14 protein-coding genes are annotated in these 17,445 nt (G+C 64.6%); 9 read left to right on the top strand and 5 right to left on the bottom strand.

What is annotated here, in order from left to right; all coding sequences use genetic code 11:
- The 6 genes from lpxA to V7D81_RS16690 all read left to right on the top strand — a co-directional run bounded on the left by lpxA (window position 1) and on the right by V7D81_RS16690 (window position 9,647).
- Window positions 1-789: an acyl-ACP--UDP-N-acetylglucosamine O-acyltransferase gene (gene lpxA, locus V7D81_RS16715; protein WP_324318320.1), complete on the top strand. Its 789-nt coding sequence runs from the start codon at window positions 1-3 to the stop codon at window positions 787-789.
- A gap of 98 nt (window positions 790-887) precedes the next feature.
- Window positions 888-2,045 carry a lipid-A-disaccharide synthase gene (gene lpxB, locus V7D81_RS16710; protein WP_324318318.1) on the top strand — a complete coding sequence of 386 codons (1,158 nt, stop codon included), beginning with the start codon at window positions 888-890 and terminating at the stop codon, window positions 2,043-2,045.
- A 26-nt stretch (window positions 2,046-2,071) separates the two neighbouring features.
- On the top strand, window positions 2,072-2,713 hold the full coding sequence (gene rnhB / locus V7D81_RS16705; RefSeq protein WP_349257683.1) for a ribonuclease HII: 642 nt from the start codon (window positions 2,072-2,074) through the stop codon (window positions 2,711-2,713).
- 11 nt (window positions 2,714-2,724) lie between these two features.
- Entirely contained in the window at window positions 2,725-6,234 is a 3,510-nt protein-coding gene (gene dnaE / locus V7D81_RS16700; protein ID WP_324318314.1) for a DNA polymerase III subunit alpha, read from the top strand.
- 227 nt (window positions 6,235-6,461) lie between these two features.
- On the top strand, window positions 6,462-7,619 hold the full coding sequence (locus tag V7D81_RS16695; RefSeq protein WP_324318312.1) for an MFS transporter: 1,158 nt from the start codon (window positions 6,462-6,464) through the stop codon (window positions 7,617-7,619).
- Window positions 7,620-7,661: 42 nt separating this feature from the next.
- The gene (locus V7D81_RS16690; protein WP_324318310.1) at window positions 7,662-9,647 is read left to right on the top strand and encodes an AsmA family protein; all 1,986 of its coding nucleotides are present in this window, start codon (window positions 7,662-7,664) and stop codon (window positions 9,645-9,647) included.
- Window positions 9,648-9,731: 84 nt separating this feature from the next.
- Here V7D81_RS16690 and V7D81_RS16685 read toward each other — a convergent pair whose 3' ends face one another.
- The 5 genes from V7D81_RS16685 to V7D81_RS16665 form a co-directional block, all read right to left on the bottom strand.
- Window positions 9,732-10,313 carry a YceI family protein gene (locus V7D81_RS16685; protein ID WP_324318308.1) on the bottom strand — a complete coding sequence of 194 codons (582 nt, stop codon included), beginning with the start codon at window positions 10,311-10,313 and terminating at the stop codon, window positions 9,732-9,734.
- 111 nt (window positions 10,314-10,424) lie between these two features.
- Complete coding sequence (locus V7D81_RS16680) at window positions 10,425-10,808, bottom strand: translation initiation factor Sui1 (RefSeq protein WP_324318306.1); 384 nt, start codon at window positions 10,806-10,808, stop codon at window positions 10,425-10,427.
- A gap of 216 nt (window positions 10,809-11,024) precedes the next feature.
- Window positions 11,025-11,828 (bottom strand): VOC family protein, encoded by an 804-nt coding sequence (locus V7D81_RS16675; RefSeq protein WP_324318304.1) that lies wholly within the window; start codon window positions 11,826-11,828, stop codon window positions 11,025-11,027.
- Between the two features lie 183 nt (window positions 11,829-12,011).
- A complete protein-coding gene (locus V7D81_RS16670) occupies window positions 12,012-13,226 on the bottom strand; it encodes a serine hydrolase domain-containing protein (protein ID WP_324318302.1) in 1,215 nt (404 codons plus the stop codon).
- A gap of 235 nt (window positions 13,227-13,461) precedes the next feature.
- Complete coding sequence (locus V7D81_RS16665; RefSeq protein ID WP_324318300.1) at window positions 13,462-14,766, bottom strand: MFS transporter; 1,305 nt, start codon at window positions 14,764-14,766, stop codon at window positions 13,462-13,464.
- A 240-nt stretch (window positions 14,767-15,006) separates the two neighbouring features.
- On the opposite strand from V7D81_RS16665, the gene V7D81_RS16660 reads away from it, so the two are divergent.
- The 3 genes from V7D81_RS16660 (at window position 15,007) to V7D81_RS16650 (ending at window position 17,310) form a co-directional block, all read left to right on the top strand.
- A complete protein-coding gene (locus tag V7D81_RS16660) occupies window positions 15,007-15,561 on the top strand; it encodes a hypothetical protein (RefSeq protein WP_324318298.1) in 555 nt (184 codons plus the stop codon).
- A gap of 304 nt (window positions 15,562-15,865) precedes the next feature.
- Complete coding sequence (locus V7D81_RS16655; RefSeq protein ID WP_442958359.1) at window positions 15,866-16,417, top strand: fused MFS/spermidine synthase; 552 nt, start codon at window positions 15,866-15,868, stop codon at window positions 16,415-16,417.
- 11 nt (window positions 16,418-16,428) lie between these two features.
- Entirely contained in the window at window positions 16,429-17,310 is an 882-nt protein-coding gene (locus tag V7D81_RS16650) for a spermidine synthase (protein WP_324318294.1), read from the top strand.
- The last annotated feature ends 135 nt before the right edge of the window (window positions 17,311-17,445 follow it).

Raw genomic sequence — 17,445 nt, 5'->3', positions numbered from 1 at the left:
ATGGCCATTCACCCCACAGCCCTGATCGCGCCCGATGCGGTGTTGTCGCCCGATGTGGAAATCGGCGCGTATTCCGTGATTGGTGCGGGGGTGACGATCGGGCCGGAATGCTGGGTCGGCCCGCACGTCGTCATCGACGGACCGACCACCATCGGTCGCGGCAACAGGATCTTCCAGTTCGCCTCCATCGGCGCCGCGCCGCAGGATCTCAAGTACAAGGGCGAGCCGACGCGGCTGGAGATCGGCGACCGCAACGTGTTCCGCGAGAACTGCACCATCAATCGCGGCACCACCAAGGACCAACTCGTCACGCGCATCGGCAGCGACAACCTGTTCATGGCCGGCTCGCACGTCGGCCACGACTGCGTGATCGGCTCGCATTGCGTCTTCGCCAACTACGCGACGCTCGGCGGACACGTCGAGATGGGTGACTGGGTGCATCTCGGCGGCTTCGCCGGCGTGCATCAGTTCTGCAAGATCGGCGCGCACGCTTTCATCGCCAACAACACGGCCGTCACGCGCGACGTGCCGCCGTACGTGATGGCTGTCGGCCGGCCCGCCGAACCGCACAGCGTCAATGCGGAAGGGCTCAAGCGCCGCGGCTACACGCCCGATCAGATCCGCAACATTCGCAAGGCCTACCGCATCCTGTACCGCTCGAAGCTCAAGCTGGTCGATGCGACCGAAGAACTGAGCGCGCTGGTGCCGGACCAGCCGGAACTCAAGGCGTTCGTGGATTTCCTCAACGACACGACGCCGCGGCGCGAGAGAGTGGGGATCGTCAGGTGAGGGCGACTGGCGGCTGGCGACTGGCCGCTGGCCAGAGGGAAAATGCCTTTCCTTGTCTGGCCAGTCGCCCGTAGCCAGCCGCCAGCCGCCCACCTCCCGTGTCCGCTCCCCTCATCGTCCTCGTCGCCGGCGAAACCTCCGGCGACAATCTCGGCGCCAGGCTGATTCATGCCCTGCGCGAACGCCTTCCCGGCGCGCGATTCGCCGGCATCGCCGGCCCGCGCATGATCGCGGAAGGCTGCGAAGCGTGGGAGCACATCGACAGCCTGTCCGTGATGGGCCTGATCGAGATCATCCCGCACCTGCCGCGTCTGCTGCGGATCCGTCGCGAACTCATCGATCGCGTCCTGCGCGATCCTCCCGCGGTGTACGTCGGCGTCGATGCGAAGGAGTTCAACCTGCGGCTCGCGCCGCGGTTGAAGGAAGCGGGCATTCCCGTCGTCCAGTACGTCAGCCCGCAGGTGTGGGCCTGGCGGCAGGGGCGCGTGGAGACGATCGGCAAGGCGGTCGACCTGGTGCTGTGCCTGCTGCCGTTCGAAAAGCCTTTCTACGATGCCCATCAGGTGAAGGCCGAATTCGTGGGGCATCCGCTGGCCGATCAGATCCCCATGCATCTGGATGCGGCGTCGGCGCGGCGAGCGCTGGGTCTCGATGAAGCCAGCACGTACATCGCGCTGCTGCCGGGCAGTCGCGGCGGTGAAGTCTCGCGGTTGGGGCCGGACTTTGCGCAGACGGTCCGCTGGATGCGCGAATGCCGGCCCGACATCCGCTTCATCGCGGCGATGGCGAGCGGCAAGGTTCGCGATGTCTTCGAAGAAGCGCTGTCCAGGGCGGGCGTTCTCGATCTCGTCCGCGTCTTCGACGGTCGCGCCCAGGAAGTCATGGCGGCCAGCGACGCCATCCTGCTGGCCTCGGGCACGGCGACGCTCGAAGCCACGCTCGTCAAGCGGCCGATGGTGGTGGCCTATCGCTTGAGCTGGTTTACAAGTTTTCTCCTCAAGCATTTGAAACTGTTCAAGGCGCCGTTCTTTGCCCAGCCCAACCTGCTGGCAGGCCGACAGATCGTCCCCGAATATTTCAACAGCGAAGTCCGTGCCGACGTGCTGGGGCCCGCGCTCATCGATCAACTGGAGCGTGCCGATCGGGCAGAGCTCGTGCAAACTTTCACCCGGATCCACGAGACGCTGCGGCGGGACGCCAGCGCGAGTGCGGCCGATGCAATCGTCCACCTGGTGAAGGCAAACAACGGGCAGTGAAGATCAGAGTTTCGAAAGCCACTGCAATACGCGGGAACGGTCCGACTTCGCTGACGCTGGCGCTGAACAAGCCCGGCCTGGTTGCGGGAGTCGATGAGGCAGGGCGCGGTCCGCTCGCCGGTCCGGTCGTGGCGGCGGCCGTGGTTCTCGATCCGCGTCGCCGCATCCACGGCATTCGCGATTCCAAGCAGCTCGATGCGGCCGAACGCGAGGAACTCGCGCTCAAGATCATGCAGCACGCACTCGCCTGGTCCGTCGCCTGGGCAGATGTCGAAGAGATCGACTGCCTCAATATCCTCGAAGCGACCTATCTCGCGATGCGCCGTGCCCTGATGGGCCTGCACCTCTGTCCCGCGCACGTCGAGATCGACGGCAATCGCTGCCCCTCGTTCGCCGGTCTCGGGCTCGATTGCACCTTCGAAGCCATCATCGATGGCGACGCGCTGCGCCGCTCCATCGGCGCGGCGTCGATTCTCGCCAAGGTGCGGCGCGATGCGATGATGGTCGATCTCGACCGGCTGTATCCGCAGTACGGTTTCGCCGTCCACAAGGGTTACGGCACGCCGCAACACTGCGCGATGCTCGAGAACTTCGGTCCGTCGCCGATCCATCGTCGCTCCTTCGAGCCGGTGCGCCTCGCCGCCGAACGCTGCCGGGCCGTCGCCTGATTCGCGCGTCGATGTCCTTCGTTCACCTGCATCTGCATACCGAGTACTCGCTGGTCGACAGCGTGGTGCGCATCACGCCGGAAGGCGAGGGCACCGTCGGCCTCATGGAGTCGGTCGCGCGTGCCGGCATGCCGGCCGTGGCGCTGACGGACCAGAGCAACCTGTTCGCGATGGTGAAGTTCTACAAGGCCGCGCAGTCGGCCGGCGTGAAGCCCGTCATCGGCGTCGACCTGCTGATGCGCGAGAGCGGTGATCGCGTCGAGCCCACTCGCCTGGTGCTGCTGTGCCAGAACGATGCCGGCTACAAGAACCTCACGCGGCTGGTCAGCCGCTCGTATCAGGAAGGCCAGCAGAAGGGTGTACCGACGGTCGACCCCGCCTGGCTGACGCATGACTCGGTCAGCGGACTGATCGCCCTGTCGGCGGCGGGCGAGGGCAACGTCGGCCGCGCCATCAATGCGGGCCACATGGACGTCGCGCGCGAACTGCTGCAGCAGTGGCAGGCCCTGTTCGGCAATCGTTACTACCTGGAACTGCAGCGCATCGGCCGCGAGGGCGAAGAGCGGCACATTCGCGGCGCGCTCGAACTCGCCGTGGCGTGCGGCGTGCCGGTCGTCGCCACCAACAATGTGCGGTTCGTGCGGCCCAGCGATTTCCAGTCGCACGAAGCGCGCGTGTGCATCCACGAGGGCGTGCCACTGGATGCGCCGAACCGGCCGCGGCGCTACACCGAAGAGCAGTACCTGAAATCGCCGGAAGCCATGGCGCAGCTGTTCCGCGACATTCCGGAGGCCCTCGCCAATTCCGTCGAGATCGCGCGGCGCTGCAGTCTCGAACTTACGCTCGGCAAGTCGGTGCTGCCGGCGTATCCGGTGCCGTCGCAGATGAGCACCGAGGAATTCCTGCGCGAAGAATCCGCGCGCGGCCTGGCGCAGCGCCTGGAAAAGCTGTCGGAGCAGCCCGCCGCCGGCCGCGTGATTCCGCGCGAGGAATACGAAGCGCGCCTGCAGATCGAACTCGGCGTGATCTGCCAGATGGGCTTCGCCGGCTACTTCCTGATCGTCGCCGACTTCATCCGCTGGGCGCGCGAGAACGGCGTGCCGGTCGGGCCGGGTCGCGGTTCCGGCGCGGGCTCGCTGGTTGCCTATGCGCTCGCGATCACCGATCTCGATCCGTTGCAGTACGACCTGCTGTTCGAACGCTTCCTCAATCCCGAACGCGTCTCGATGCCCGACTTCGACATCGACTTCTGCATGGACGGCCGCGACCGGGTCATCGACTACGTTGCCGAGCGCTACGGGCGCGAGCGCGTCTCGCAGATCATCACCTACGGCACCATGGCGGCGAAGGCCGTGGTGCGCGACGTGGCGCGCGTCTACGGGCTGAGCTACGGCTTCGCCGATTCCATCGCCAAGCTGATTCCGTTCGAACTCGGCATCACCCTGAAGGACGCGCTCGAAAAGGAACCGGAACTCAAACGCCGCTACGAGACCGAGGAGGAAACCCGCAGCGTCATCGACATGGCCATGTCGCTCGAAGGCCTCGTGCGCAACGCCGGCATGCACGCGGGCGGCGTCGTCATCTCGCCGTCGGTGCTCACGGATTTCGCGCCGCTGTTCTGCGACGAGAACGGCCAGAGCCTCGTGACCCAGTACGACAAGGACGACGTCGAAGCCGTCGGCCTGGTCAAGTTCGACTTCCTCGGCCTGCGCACGCTCACGATCATCGACTGGACGCTCAAGCTCATCAACACCGAGCGCAGCAGGAAGGGCGAGCCGCCGCTCGACCTGAAGGCCATCGCGCTGGACGACGATGCGACCTACGAAAACATCTTCAGACAGGCGCAGACCGTTGCCGTCTTCCAGTTCGAATCGCACGGCATGCAGCGCATGCTCAAGGACGCGAAGCCCGACCGCTTCGAGGACCTGATCGCGCTCGGCGCGCTGTTCCGCCCCGGTCCGATGGACCTGATTCCCAGCTTCGTCGCCCGCAAACACGGGCGCGAAGGCATCGAGTATCCCGACCCGCGCGTCGAGCCCATCCTGAAAGAGACCTACGGCATCATGGTCTACCAGGAACAGGTCATGCAGATGGCGCAGATCATCGGCGGCTACACGCTGGGCGGCGCCGACCTGCTGCGTCGTGCGATGGGCAAGAAGAAGCACGAGGAGATGGTCAAGCAGCGCGCGATCTTCCGCGAAGGCGCAGCGAAGAGCGGGCGTACGGCGCAGCAGGCGGACGCCATCTTCGACCTGATGGAAAAGTTCGCCGGCTACGGCTTCAACAAGTCGCACGCGGCGGCCTATGCGGTGCTGTCGTACCACACGGCGTGGTTGAAGACGCATTACCCGGCGGCGTTCATGTCGGCCGTACTCTCGTCCGACATGGACAAGACCGACAAGGTCGTGACCTTGATCGACGAGGCGCGGCGCATGCGCCTGAAGGTCGAACCGCCCGACGTGAATCACTCGCAGTACATGTTCACGGTGTCGGGCGAGCGCAGCATTCGCTATGGGCTGGGCGCCATCAAGGGCGTGGGCCAGTCGGTGGTCGAGATGCTGGTGGCCGAGCGCGAAGCCAACGGCCCGTATCGCGATCTGCCGGACCTGTGCCGTCGCAGCGACCAGAACCGCATGAACCGTCGCGTGCTGGAAGCGCTGATCCGCTCCGGCGCCGCCGATTCGCTCGGCGCCAATCGCGCCACGCTCATGCACGCGCTGCCGGCTTCGATGCAACTGGCCGATCAGACGATCAAGGCGCGCGTCGTGGGACAGAACGACATGTTCGGCCTGATGGACACGACGCCGAGCGCGCCGGCTGTCGTCACCACGCAGACATTGCCCGACTGGAGCCGACGCGTCCGGCTCGACGGCGAGCGCGACACGCTGGGCCTGTATCTCACCGGACATCCCTTCGAGGAGTACGAGGAAGAGGTGCGTCCCGTGATCAGCGGCCGCATTGCCGACGTCACGGGCGACAAGCCGGTATCGACCGGCGAAGGCTTCCAGTTCCGCGGCAAACCGGCGACCGTCGGCGGCATGGTGTTCGATCTGGGCAAGCGCGGCAGCCGCATCGTCTTCACCCTGGACGACCGCAGCGGCCGTCTCGAATGCTCGATGTTCGAAGACGTCTACCAGCAGTACCGCAACCAGATCGCCAAGAGCGCCATCCTGATCGTCGAAGGCTCGCTGCGCTTCGATGAATTCATCGAAGGCTGGCGACTCAACGCCAAGCGGGTGATCGACATCGATCAGGCCCGCGAGCTCTATGCGCGCCGCCTCGTACTGCGCTGGCCGGCCGACGCCGGCCCGGACTTCGTCCGCAAACTGGAAAGCACACTGCGTCCCTTCCGCGGCGGTCGCTGCAGCGTTGCCATCCGCTACTACAGTTCTGCAGCGCGAGCAGACCTGGTGCTGTCGGAAGAGTGGATGGTGAAGCCGAGTCGCGAACTGACCGAGAAACTGTCGCAGCTGGTCGGCCACGACGGCCTGCGGCTGATCTACGCCTCGCAGAATTCCTAGAAGAACCGGAGTTTCACACGGAGTTCACGGAGATCACGGAGGTCGGAGAAGAGAATTTCCACGGGGGACACGGGGAACACGGGGTCTCGGAACAGAAGATCTTCTTGTCCCCGTGCTCCCCGTGGAAACATTCTTTGTTCTTTTTCCTTCCGACCTCCGTGCTCTCCGTGATCTCCGTGTGAAATTCTTGATCCGCTTCCGGCATCTTCGCCGGCTACAATGCCGCGATGCCCACCTCCCGCCTGATCGCGCTCATCGCCGGAAATTTCTTTGTCGCGACCAGTTTCATGGCGGTCGGCGGGTTGCTCAACGAGATTGCCGCCGCGCTGGACATTTCCGTCGAGCGGGCAGGACTGCTGATTGCCGCCTTCGGTGTCTCGGCGGCGATCTGTGCGCCGGTGCTGGCGACGCTGGGCTCGCACATCGATCGTCGCAAGCTGCTCACGGCATCGATGGCGGTCTGCGCCATTGCCAACATCGGCAGCGCATTCAGTCAGACCTACGATCAATTGCTGTGGGCGCGGATCCTGGCTGCCGTGACATCGGCGGTCTACACGCCGCAGGTCGCGGCCACCGTCAGCATGCTGGTGCCGGAAAACGAGCGCGCGCCGACGCTCGGCAAACTCATGGTGGGCTGGGCCATCGGCTCGGTGGTCGGCAACCCGCTGTCGGTGATGATCGGCAGCACCTTCGGCTGGCGCATGTCGTTCGTGTTCATGGGCGGGGCGAGCGCGCTCATCGCAGCGTTCGTGTGGGGGTCGATTCCCGCCGGCGTGCGCACGCCGCCGCTGAACCTCGAGCGCTGGTACCAGGTATTCAAGTCGCCCGCGCTGCGCTGGCTCACTGCGGCGACCGCGCTTACCAACGTCGGCGGCAGCGTGATGTTCAGCTTCCTGGCGCCGATCGCAAAGGCGGTGCTGGACGTGTCGGGCGCGATGCTGGCCGCGTTGTTCTTCGTGTCGGGCGTCGGCGGCCTGATCGGCAATGTGCTCAGCGTGCGCATGGTCCGCAAGGTCGGCGCCGCCAACGTCGCCTACAAGTGCAACGTCGCGGCGGCCGCGATGATGCTGGTATGGCCGCTGGCCGCCGGCTGGCTCGGCGCGGTCTTCGTCGTGCAGTTTCTCTGGAGTCTCGGCGGAGCAGGGTTTCCGGCCGTGCAGCAGGCGCGACTCGTCGCGGTGGCGCCGTTGCTTGCCGGCGCGACGATCGCTCTCAACTCGTCGGTGACGTATCTCGGCGGCTCTGCCGGCGCGACCATCGGCGCCACAGTGTGGACGCTGCTTCCGCCCCGCTTCATTCCGTGGGTAGGACTGCTGTTCATCGTCGCCGCGCTGGTGTGTTCGGTGCGCGGCGAAAAAGCAGCCCGCGAGTTGCCGCCCGGCTGATCGCTGCCGGAACCTCCCGGGCGACCGGACGTTCTGGGGGTGATGAGCGCGCGCGATCCACATTCCGTTTTTTCGCGTACGCCGCGCTGGGTGTGGGTGCTCGCGGCATCCGTCGCCGTCATTGCCGTCCTGATCGCGATCTGGGACTGGAACTGGTTCAAAGGCCCGGTCGAACGTCGGGTGACGGCAGCGACCGGCCGCGAGTTTCATATCCGCGGCGATCTCGATGTCGATCTCGGCTGGCGTCCGCGTATCACGGCGCAGGATCTGCACCTCGCGAATGCGGACTGGTCGAAGCGCCCCGAGATGACATCGGTCCGGCAGCTCGATCTGCGCATCGCATTGCTGCCGCTGCTGCGTGGACGAGTGCAACTTCCGTACATCGCGCTGGATGAACCGAAGCTCGTGCTGGAGCGCAGCGACAAGGGCGTCGGCAACTGGGTGTTCGAGACGCAGAAGGACAGGAGTTCCTCGGGAAGCGCGCCGCAGATCGGTCAGCTGAACGTCAGCAACGGGCGACTCGAGTTCCATGAGCCGGTGCTGAAAACGGACGTGACGCTCGCGGTTCGCAGCGGCAAGCCGGGCAGGAACGAACGCGCACCGCTGCTCGCCGACGGCAAAGGCTCGTGGCGCGGCCATCCCTTCGAACTCGAAGGACGCGTCGATTCCCCGCTGGATCTGCAGGATCAGGAGAAGCCCTATCGCATGGACGTGCGAGCCCGCGCCGGTCAGACGCGCGCCCACGCCAGCGGTGCGCTGCAGGGGCAGCTGCAGATTGAAAACTTCGATGCCGACTTTGCCCTTGCCGGCGCCAATCTCGCCGATCTCTACGAGCTGCTCGGCATCTCGCTGCCCGACACGTCGCCCTATGCGTTGCAGGGCAAGCTGGATCGCAAGGGCGACGTGTGGAGCTATCGCAAGTTCAGCGGCAAGGTCGGCGACAGCGATCTGTCGGGCGATGCGAGCATCGATATCGGTGGCGAGCGTCCGAAGCTGACCGCCGCGCTGGTGTCGCAACGTCTGGACTTGGACGATCTCGCCGGATTCGTCGGCGCGCCGCCTTCGGCAAAGTCCGGCGAGACGGCCAGCGATGCGCAGAAGCAGCAGGCAGCGGAACTCGAGGCGAAGCCGACGGTGCTTCCCGATCAGCCGTTCCGGCTGGAAAAGCTGCGCGTGATGGATGCGGACGTTACCTTGAAGGCGCAGGCCATCGATGCGCCGAAACTTCCCCTCGAGGCGATGGACACGCACCTGGTGCTGGAGAACGGCGTGCTCAGGCTCGATCCGCTCGATTTCCACGCCGCCGGCGGTTCGATCGCTTCCCGGATCACGCTCGACGCGCGCGAGACATCGATCCAGACGACGCTGGTGGCGGACGTACGCGGGCTGGAGCTGCCGAAGCTCTTTCCGTCCGTCGAGATCACGAAGAAGGGTGCGGGCAAGGTCTCCGGCGTCGCCGCGTTCACGGCGCAGGGCAATTCGATCGCCCACATGGCGGGCAGTGCGAACGGCGACATCGGCCTGATCATGGGCTCGGGCCACATCAGCAATCTGCTCATCGAACTCGCCGGACTCGACGTGGCCGAGTCGCTGAAATACCTGCTCGACAAGGATCGCGAAATTCCGCTGCGTTGCGCCTATGCGGATTTCCGGATCGTCGACGGGGAGATGACGACGCGCGGACTGGCCTTCGACACCACGGATACGGTGATCTTCGGCGAGGGCGACATCAATCTGCGCAGGGAGGCGTTCGATCTGCGTCTGAATCCGCAGCCGAAGGACAGGAGTCCGCTGACCTTGCGCACGCCGCTGAAGATCGGCGGCTCCTTCAAGGATCCGTCATTCCGTCCGGAGATCGGCCCGCTGGCCGCGCGAGTGGGAGCGGCAGCGGCGCTCTACAGCCTGGCGCCGCCGGCGGCATTGCTGGCGCTGATCGAAACGGGGCCGGGGGAGAGCATCGATTGCGGGCCGGCGGACGGGAGGATTGAGAAGGGGGAAGAGGCCGCAAAAGACCGCACAGGAGAATAGAAGATCTTTCCTGGTGCGGCCTTTGCGGCGTTTCTGTTTCCGGCAGAGGCCGGCTGAAGCCGGCCCCACAGGAAGAGGTCGGACTCAATCCGCTTTTACTGCTTCGACCTGGATCTGCAGCTTCACTTCCTGCTTGAACCCGAAAGCCTTGCCGTAGCTCACGCCGAAGTCTTCGCGATTGAGGGTCGCGCTGGCGTCCGCGCCGCAGGTTTCCTTCTTGTTCATCGGATTCGGTTTGCACAGGAAGCTGTCGATCTTCAGCTTCACCGGCTTGGTTACGCCGTGCAGTTCCAGGGTGCCGTCGACTTCGGTGGGCGCGCCGTTCTTGAAGCCGGCGAGCTTGCCCTTGTAGGTCGCGGTCGGGAACTTGGCGACGTCGAAGATATCCGGGCCCTTCGCATGCTCATTGAGCTTGTCGTTGCCGAAGTCGATCGAGGTCACGTCGATCCTGATGTCGACCGTACCCGTCTTGCCTTCCTTGTCGTAGGTCACCGTGCCGGACGAGGAATTCAGCTTGCCGCGCCAGACCGACAGCCCGCCCATGTGATCCGCCTCGAAGCTCGGATAGGTGTGGGTGGGATCGATGTCGTAGGTCACGGGTGCGGCGAAGGCCGCGCCGGTGCCCAGCAATGTCGCGACGATCAGGCTCAGGGTCTGCTTCTTCATGCATGCATCCTCATGGATAACGGGAAAGCGCTGCATATTCCGCAATCGTTCCCGCTTTGGGAATCCGGGTAAACGGAATAAATGTCATTCTGCCGGCGCGACGGATCCGGATCAGCCGCCGGCGCGTTTGGCCTTCCATCCGCGCCGGGTCAGTTCTTCGACCAGCCGGTCGCGATGATCGCCCTGGATTTCGATGCGGCCGTTCTCGACACCGCCGCCGGAGCCGCACTTCTTCTTGAGTTCGGTCGCGAGCGCGGCGAGATCGTCGGCCGGCAGACCCAGCCCGCTGACGACCGTGACGCCCTTGCCCTTGCGACCCTGCGTCTCGCGGCTGACGCGCACGACGCCGTCGCTGCTCGTCTTGCCTGGCGTGCCTTTCTTGCAGACGCATTCGGCGGCTGCACGCAGGCAATTGGGACAACGCTCGCCCACACCGGTGGAATAGACGATGCCGCCGCCATCGGCGATCCGCGAATCTTTGCGAGGGGCGTTCATGGAGCAAGAGTTTCACACAGAGATCACGGAGAACACAGAGTTCAAGGCGAAGAGAAGAAAGTTTCCACAGGGGACACGGGGACCACGGGGACCAGAAAAGATTTCTGCTCCGAACCCAGTGTTCCCCGTGTTCCCTTTCTTCCCCCGTGGAAATTCTTCTCTCTTGATCTCCGGCTCCGTGGCCTCCGTGCTCTCCGTGTGAAATCGATCTCCGATCTACTCCGCGACCGGTGCCGGCGGCGGGCTGTGGTCTTCCAGCAGTTCGATGCCGACGCGGTCGGGGCCTTCGATGAAGGCATACCGCAGGCGTCCGCCGGCGATTTCCTTCGGTTCGGCGGTGACCGTGACACCGGCCTTGCGCAGCCGATCGAGCGTGGCGTCGAGATCGGTGACGGAGAAGCCGAGGTGGTCGATGACGCGGCCGCGGGTCGGCGCGAACTCCGTACGGCCCTGCCATTGATCGGGCGCGTTCTTCCGGACGTGTTCGACGGGATAGATGATCATGCTCACGTGATCGGCCGTGACGAACGCCGCCGGTCCGATCTGATTGCCGCGAAACTCGCGCTTGTCCTTCTGGGCTACTGCGCGCAAGCCGAAGTGCTTCGCATACCACTCGCCCGCGGCCGGCGGATCGGCGCTGAACAGGTGCACGTGACCGAAATCGTGGTGGCGCGCCGTGTTCAGCTCGATCAGTGCGTGATCGGGACCGTCGACGTAGGCATAGAAGAAAGGACGACTGCCGCCCACCATCTCGCTGATGTCGGTGATCGGCGTAGCGAACTTCGTACCGCTGTCGACCTGCTTCTCGTACGTCGATGGCATGTCTTCGGCGCCCCAGCCGATGTGCCAGAGGCCGGAGATCAGCTCCGACGGCGGCGGCGCGCCGACCTTCGTGAACAGCAGCCAGGCGTCGCCGGTCCACACGGCGTCCATGAGGCCCGCGAACTTCTCCTTGCGTGCCTTGAACTTCGTCGCATAGAAATCGATCGCGGCCGCCGGATCGGTGGAATTCAGATGCACATGATGGAAGTGCGCCTGGGGTTGTTCCTGCGCATGGGCCGCAGCGGACAGCAGGAAAGCGCAAAGGCAGGCCGCAAGAGACCGTGACCGCAAGGGAATCCCACGGGACGAAAAGGAATCACTGGCGGTTTTTTCATGCGGTTTTTTGCGGCTCTCATTCATGTCAGTGTTCTCCATGACAGGTCATGCGAAGGCGGAGTAGATGGCGGTGCGCAGTTCGCGACGCAGCGGATAGGTCGTGGAAGGCATCAGTTGCGTCATGAAAATGACGATCATCTCTTCGCGCGGATCGATCCAGAAGTACGTGCTCGCCAGGCCGCCCCAGGAGTAATCGCCGGCCGTGCCCGGCAGCAGCGTCCGTGCGGGATCCAGCGTCACCGAGAAACCGAGTCCGAAGCCGACACCTGCGTAGGCGGCTTCGCTGAACAGCGATACGGAAAGGTCCGGCAGCTCCTTGCCGTCGGGCAGGTGATTGCTGGTCATCAGTTCGATGGTCTTCGGACTCAGGATGCGTACGCCGTCGAGCGTGCCGCCGGCGAGCAGCATCCGGCAGAACCGCAGGTAGTCGCCGGCGGTCGAGACCAGTCCGCCACCGCCCGAGACGAGCTGCGGCGGCTTCGCGTAGCGACTGGCCCGGGCATCGTCCTGCAGATGCATGCCGCCTTCCGGCGTGACTGCGTAGCAGGTGGAGAGCCGCGACAGCTTCGCGGCGGGCACGTGAAAATCCGTGTCGTGCATGCCGAGGGGATCGAGGATGCGCGTGCGCAGGAACTGCTCGAACGGCTGCCCGGACAGCTTGCCGACCAGGTAACCCAGCACGTCGGTAGCCACGGAATAGTTCCAGGTCGTGCCCGGCGAGAATTCCAGCGGCAGGCCGGCGAGCGTATCGATCATGCCGTCGAGCGTCGTGCCGGCGAAGTCATCGAGCCTGAGACGCCGGTACGCGGCATCGACGTTGGTTCGCTGCTGGAAGCCGTAGGTAAGACCGGACGTGTGGCGGAGCAGATCGACGATCAGCATCGGCCGCTGCGGGCGTCGGGTCCTGAACGTACCGATGAAGCCGCCTTCATAGACGCCGAGATCGCGCCATTGCGGAATGTAGCGGTGCACCGGGTCTTCGAGTGCGACCAGGCCGTCTTCGACCAGCATCATGAAGGCGACGCTCGTGATCGGCTTGGTCATCGAATAGATGCGGAAGATCGTGTCTTCCTGCACTTTCTCGCGGCGCTCCACGTCGCGAAACCCGAGCGTGCTCAGGTGCGCGATTTCGCCGCGCCGCTGGATCAGCGTCAGCGCTCCCGGCAACCGTCCGCTGTCCAGATAGCGAGTCTGTACGAGCCGGTCGATGTGCTGCAGACGGGAGGGGATGAATCCGGCGGCTTCGGGGCGAATCTGCATGTTGGGACTCTCGATTGTCGGGAAGAATGTTTCACACGGAGATCACGGAGCACACGGAGCCGGAGATCAAGAGAGAAGAATTTCCACGGGGAAGAAGGGGGACACGGGGAACACGGGGTCTCGGAACAGAAATTTTCTTTCCCCGTGTTCCCCGTGTCCCCCCTTCTTCCCCCGTGGAAACTCTTCCTTCTTGATCTCCGTGGCCTCCGTGATCTCCGTGTGAAATTGCTGTGTCTTAGATCTTCGACGTCTTCTGCGTATCGCCCATCGTGGCGTAGACAAGCAGCGAAATGAACACGCAGCCCGTCACATACCAGTAGAACAGCGATTCATGGCCGATCGACTTGAACCAGAGCGCAACGTATTCGGCGGTGCCGCCGAACAGCGAGACGGCGATGGCATAGGGCAGGCCGACGCCGAGGGCGCGGATTTCGACTGGAAACAGTTCCGCCTTCACCACGGCGCTGATGGAACTGTAGAGCGAGGAGATGAACAGGCCCGTCATCACCAGCGCGAACGCGGTCCAGGCATCGTCGGTGCGTTCCAGCGCCGTCAGCAGCGGCAGGGTCGCGAACAGCGCGAGAATGCCGAACGTGACGAGCATCGGACGGCGGCCGACGCGATCGGACAGGGCGCCCATCACGGGTTGCAGCAGCATGAACACGAACAGGCTGCCGGCCGAGACGAGCGTCGATTCGCCCTTGGTCAGGCCCACGGTATTCACCAGGAATTTCTGCATGTAGTTGGTGAATACATAGAAGAACAGCGTGCCGCCCATCGTCAGTCCGATCACCGTCAGGGTCTCGCGCGGGTAGCGCAGCAGCAGGCGCAGATCGCCCGCTTCGCGATTGCCCGACTGCGACTTCGTGAACGATTCGGTTTCCGCGAGATTGCGGCGCAGCCACAGCGCGACGAGCGCCGCCGCCGCGCCGATGAAGAACGGGATGCGCCAGCCCCACGCATCGAGCTGCTCGGCAGTGAGGAAGACGAACTGCAGCAACAGCAGCACGGCGAGCGCCAGCAGCTGGCCCATGACGAGCGTCACGTACAGCACGCCCGAGTAGAAGCCGCGATGTTCCTTCGCCGCGATCTCGCTCATGTACGTGGCGCTCGTTCCGTATTCGCCGCCGACGCTGAAGCCCTGCAGCACGCGTGCGATGACCAGCAGTGTCGGTGCCGCGATGCCGATGGTGGCGTACCCCGGCGTGATGGCGATCAGCAGCGATCCGGCGCACATGAGCACGACCGAGAGCGTCAGCGCCGCCTTGCGACCGCGGCGATCCGCGTAGCGTCCCATGATCCAGCCGCCGATCGGACGCACCAGGAAGCCGACGGCGAAGATGGCGGCGACGTTCAGGAGTTTCGCCGTCTGGTTGCCTTCGGGAAAAAAGGCATGCGCGAAGTAGATGGCGAACGCGGAATAGGTATACCAGTCGTACCACTCGACCAGGTTGCCGACCGAGCCGCCGAAGATCGATCGCAGTCGCTGGCGCTGCGACGTGATTGCAGCCGCTGCCGGTTCCGTCGTTGCGTGGGTCAAGGGAAGCCGCTGTTCTAGTTATCGAGGCGGCGATGGTGGCCCAGGCGCGCGGGCCGAATCAATCCAAAAACGTCAACGGGAATCGGCATGCCCGCCGACCCCGGGTGCTCACTTCCGGGATGCGGATCAGGCGGGCCGCGATCGATTGCGGACTTCTTCCCGGATCGTGTTCGCGGATGTTGTAAGGTGTGCACCCCTTGCTGTCGGTAATCGTCTCAACCATCGCTGCGGGGCGAGGTCTTGCGAATTGCACCTGTGTACTGGTTCCTAGCTGCCATTTTTCTCGTGATTGCGCTCGCCGTGCCCCGGCTCCGGCCGGTCGGCATCGTCGGCAGCGTGATTCTGGTGCTGATGCTCGGCTGGGGCATGCTCGAGCGTCTGCGCGGCAAGGAGTCGGAGGCCATGCCCGAACGAGGTCGGCCCAGTGCGCCGACGTCCGCAGTCCGTTCGTTCCCGCTCACGGATTTCAATACCGAAGAACTGCGCATCGCGGGCAACGGGGCGCCGTATGAATTGCGCGGTCACGTGGCCAATCGATCTTCCGAACTGCGGCTGAGATCGCTCACCGCGGAGATCACGCGTCGCGATTGCTATGAAGGCGCGCTCGATCCGAGCGGCTGCGTGGTGCTGTGGCAAAGCCGTCAGTGGGTCGAAGTCGCCGTCGAGCCGGGCGAGAGCCGCGACTTCGCCAGTCAGTTCTGGACGCGCGGTGAAGTGCCGCGCGCACGCGGCACGATTCGTGACGACATTACGGTCGTGGCGGCGGATGGGGTGCCGGCGACGCGACAGGAATAGTGGTCGCAGGAGGACGCGAAGAAAGCAGCCGCAAAAAGCGCAAAAGGCGCAAAAGTCAGAACAAGGAATTCATCGTTCCGGCTTTGCGCCTTTTGCGCTTTTTTGCGGCCATTCTTTCTGCTCTCAGATCCCGTTCTGCCACGTGCTCTGCAGCCCACCCTCGCCGGGACCAAGCCGCAGAAGTGCCGACGCCGTTGCGGCACCGCAGCGCGGTGCATAAGCTCGACGCCTTTCGTAGTCCCTGGAAGTCCGCGTGCAAGTCGTCCTCCCGTATCTCATCGCCGGCTGGTCCGGTTTCTTCGTGATGGCCGTCGAATTGCTGGGCGGGCGCCTCATGGCGCCGACGTTCGGCAGCAGCATCTACGTGTGGGGCGCCATCATCACGGTGTTCATGCTGGCGCTGTCGCTCGGCTACCTCGCCGGCGGACGCTATTCCATGCGCCAGCCGAGCGTCCGGCGGCTCGGCGTGCTGCTGCTGGTTGCCGCGGCGACGGTGCTGCCGGTGCTGCTGTTCGGCGAACGCATGCTGGACGCCGTGTCGATCGCGATGCCCGATCCGCGCTTCGGTTCGCTGCTGGCGGCGACGATCCTGTTCTTCGTGCCGACGTTCTTTTCCGGAATGATCTCGCCTTATGCGGTGCGCCTGCTGGTGCGCGATCAGGCGAGTTCGGGCCGCCATGCCGGGCAGCTCTACTTCGTGTCGACGTTCGGCAGCGCCGCCGGTACGTTGCTGACGTCCTTCTACCTGGTGCTGCTGCTGGAGGTGAACCACATCCTCCTGAGTCTGCTGGCGGTGTCGGGTGTCATCGGCGTGACGGCAGCGTTCTCGGGCCGGCCGGCCGGGGCGGCGCAGTGAGGGCGGCGGCGATGTGGGGACGAATCACGATCGCGGTGCTGCTGCTTGCCGGCATGGCGTCGCAGGTGCAGGCGCAGAAGCTCGTTCATTCCGAGCGTTCGCTCTATCGCGAAGTGCTGGTCTACGACACGGGCAGCGTGCGCTGCATGTGCTTCACGCGCAATTGTCGCGTGGGTCGTCAGACGTGCATGGATACGCGGCATCCCGACCGCTTCGCACTGAACTACACGCGCATGATGCTCGGAGCGCTGTACCTGAATCCGCAGCCGCGCTCGATCCTGATCGTCGGGCTGGGCGGCGGTACCCTGCCGCGTGCGCTGATGCAGGTGCTGCCGCAGACTGCGATCGACACCGTCGAGATCGATCCCGCGGTCGTCAGGGTGGCGAAACAGTATTTCGATTTCGCACCCGGCAGTCGGGTCAGCGTCGCGGAGCAGGACGGCCGCGTCTTCGTGAAACGGGCGATCCGCGAAGGCCGGCGATACGATCTCATCATGCTCGATGCCTTCGACCACGAATACATTCCCGAGCACCTGCTGACCCAGGAGTTTCTGCGCGAAGTGAAAACCCTGCTGGCGCCGGGCGGCGTGCTGGCGGCGAATACGTTTTCGTCGAGCCGGCTCTACGACTATGAGTCCGTGACGTACGCGTCCGTGTTCGGGACGTTCTTCAATCTCAAGCGGGACAATCGCGTCATCCTGGCGATGAACGGGCCGCTGCCGGACATGGAAAGCATCGAACGCAACAGTGCAGTGCATCGCGACGACTTCGCGAAGTTCGATGTGCACGCGGAATTTCTGTTGCCGCTGTTTTCGACCCGGCCGGACTGGAATGCGAAGACGCGGATACTCACCGACCAGTATTCGCCGGCGAATCTGCTCAATCTGAATTGAGGTTCCGCTCCCCTCTGCCTGTGGGGCCGGCTTCAGCCGGCCTTCCCGCTTGCAGAAGGCCGGCTGAAGCCGGCCCCACAGGGGAAGAAGGCAGAGAGGAGATCAGTTGATCCGTCCGCTCGTCTCTTCCAGCTT

The organism is Povalibacter sp. (genome assembly GCF_036735925.1).
Classification (GTDB): Bacteria; Pseudomonadota; Gammaproteobacteria; order Steroidobacterales; family Steroidobacteraceae; genus Steroidobacter.
Note: the sequence above shows the minus strand (reverse complement) of the source record. Positions and strands in the feature narration are given on the sequence as shown.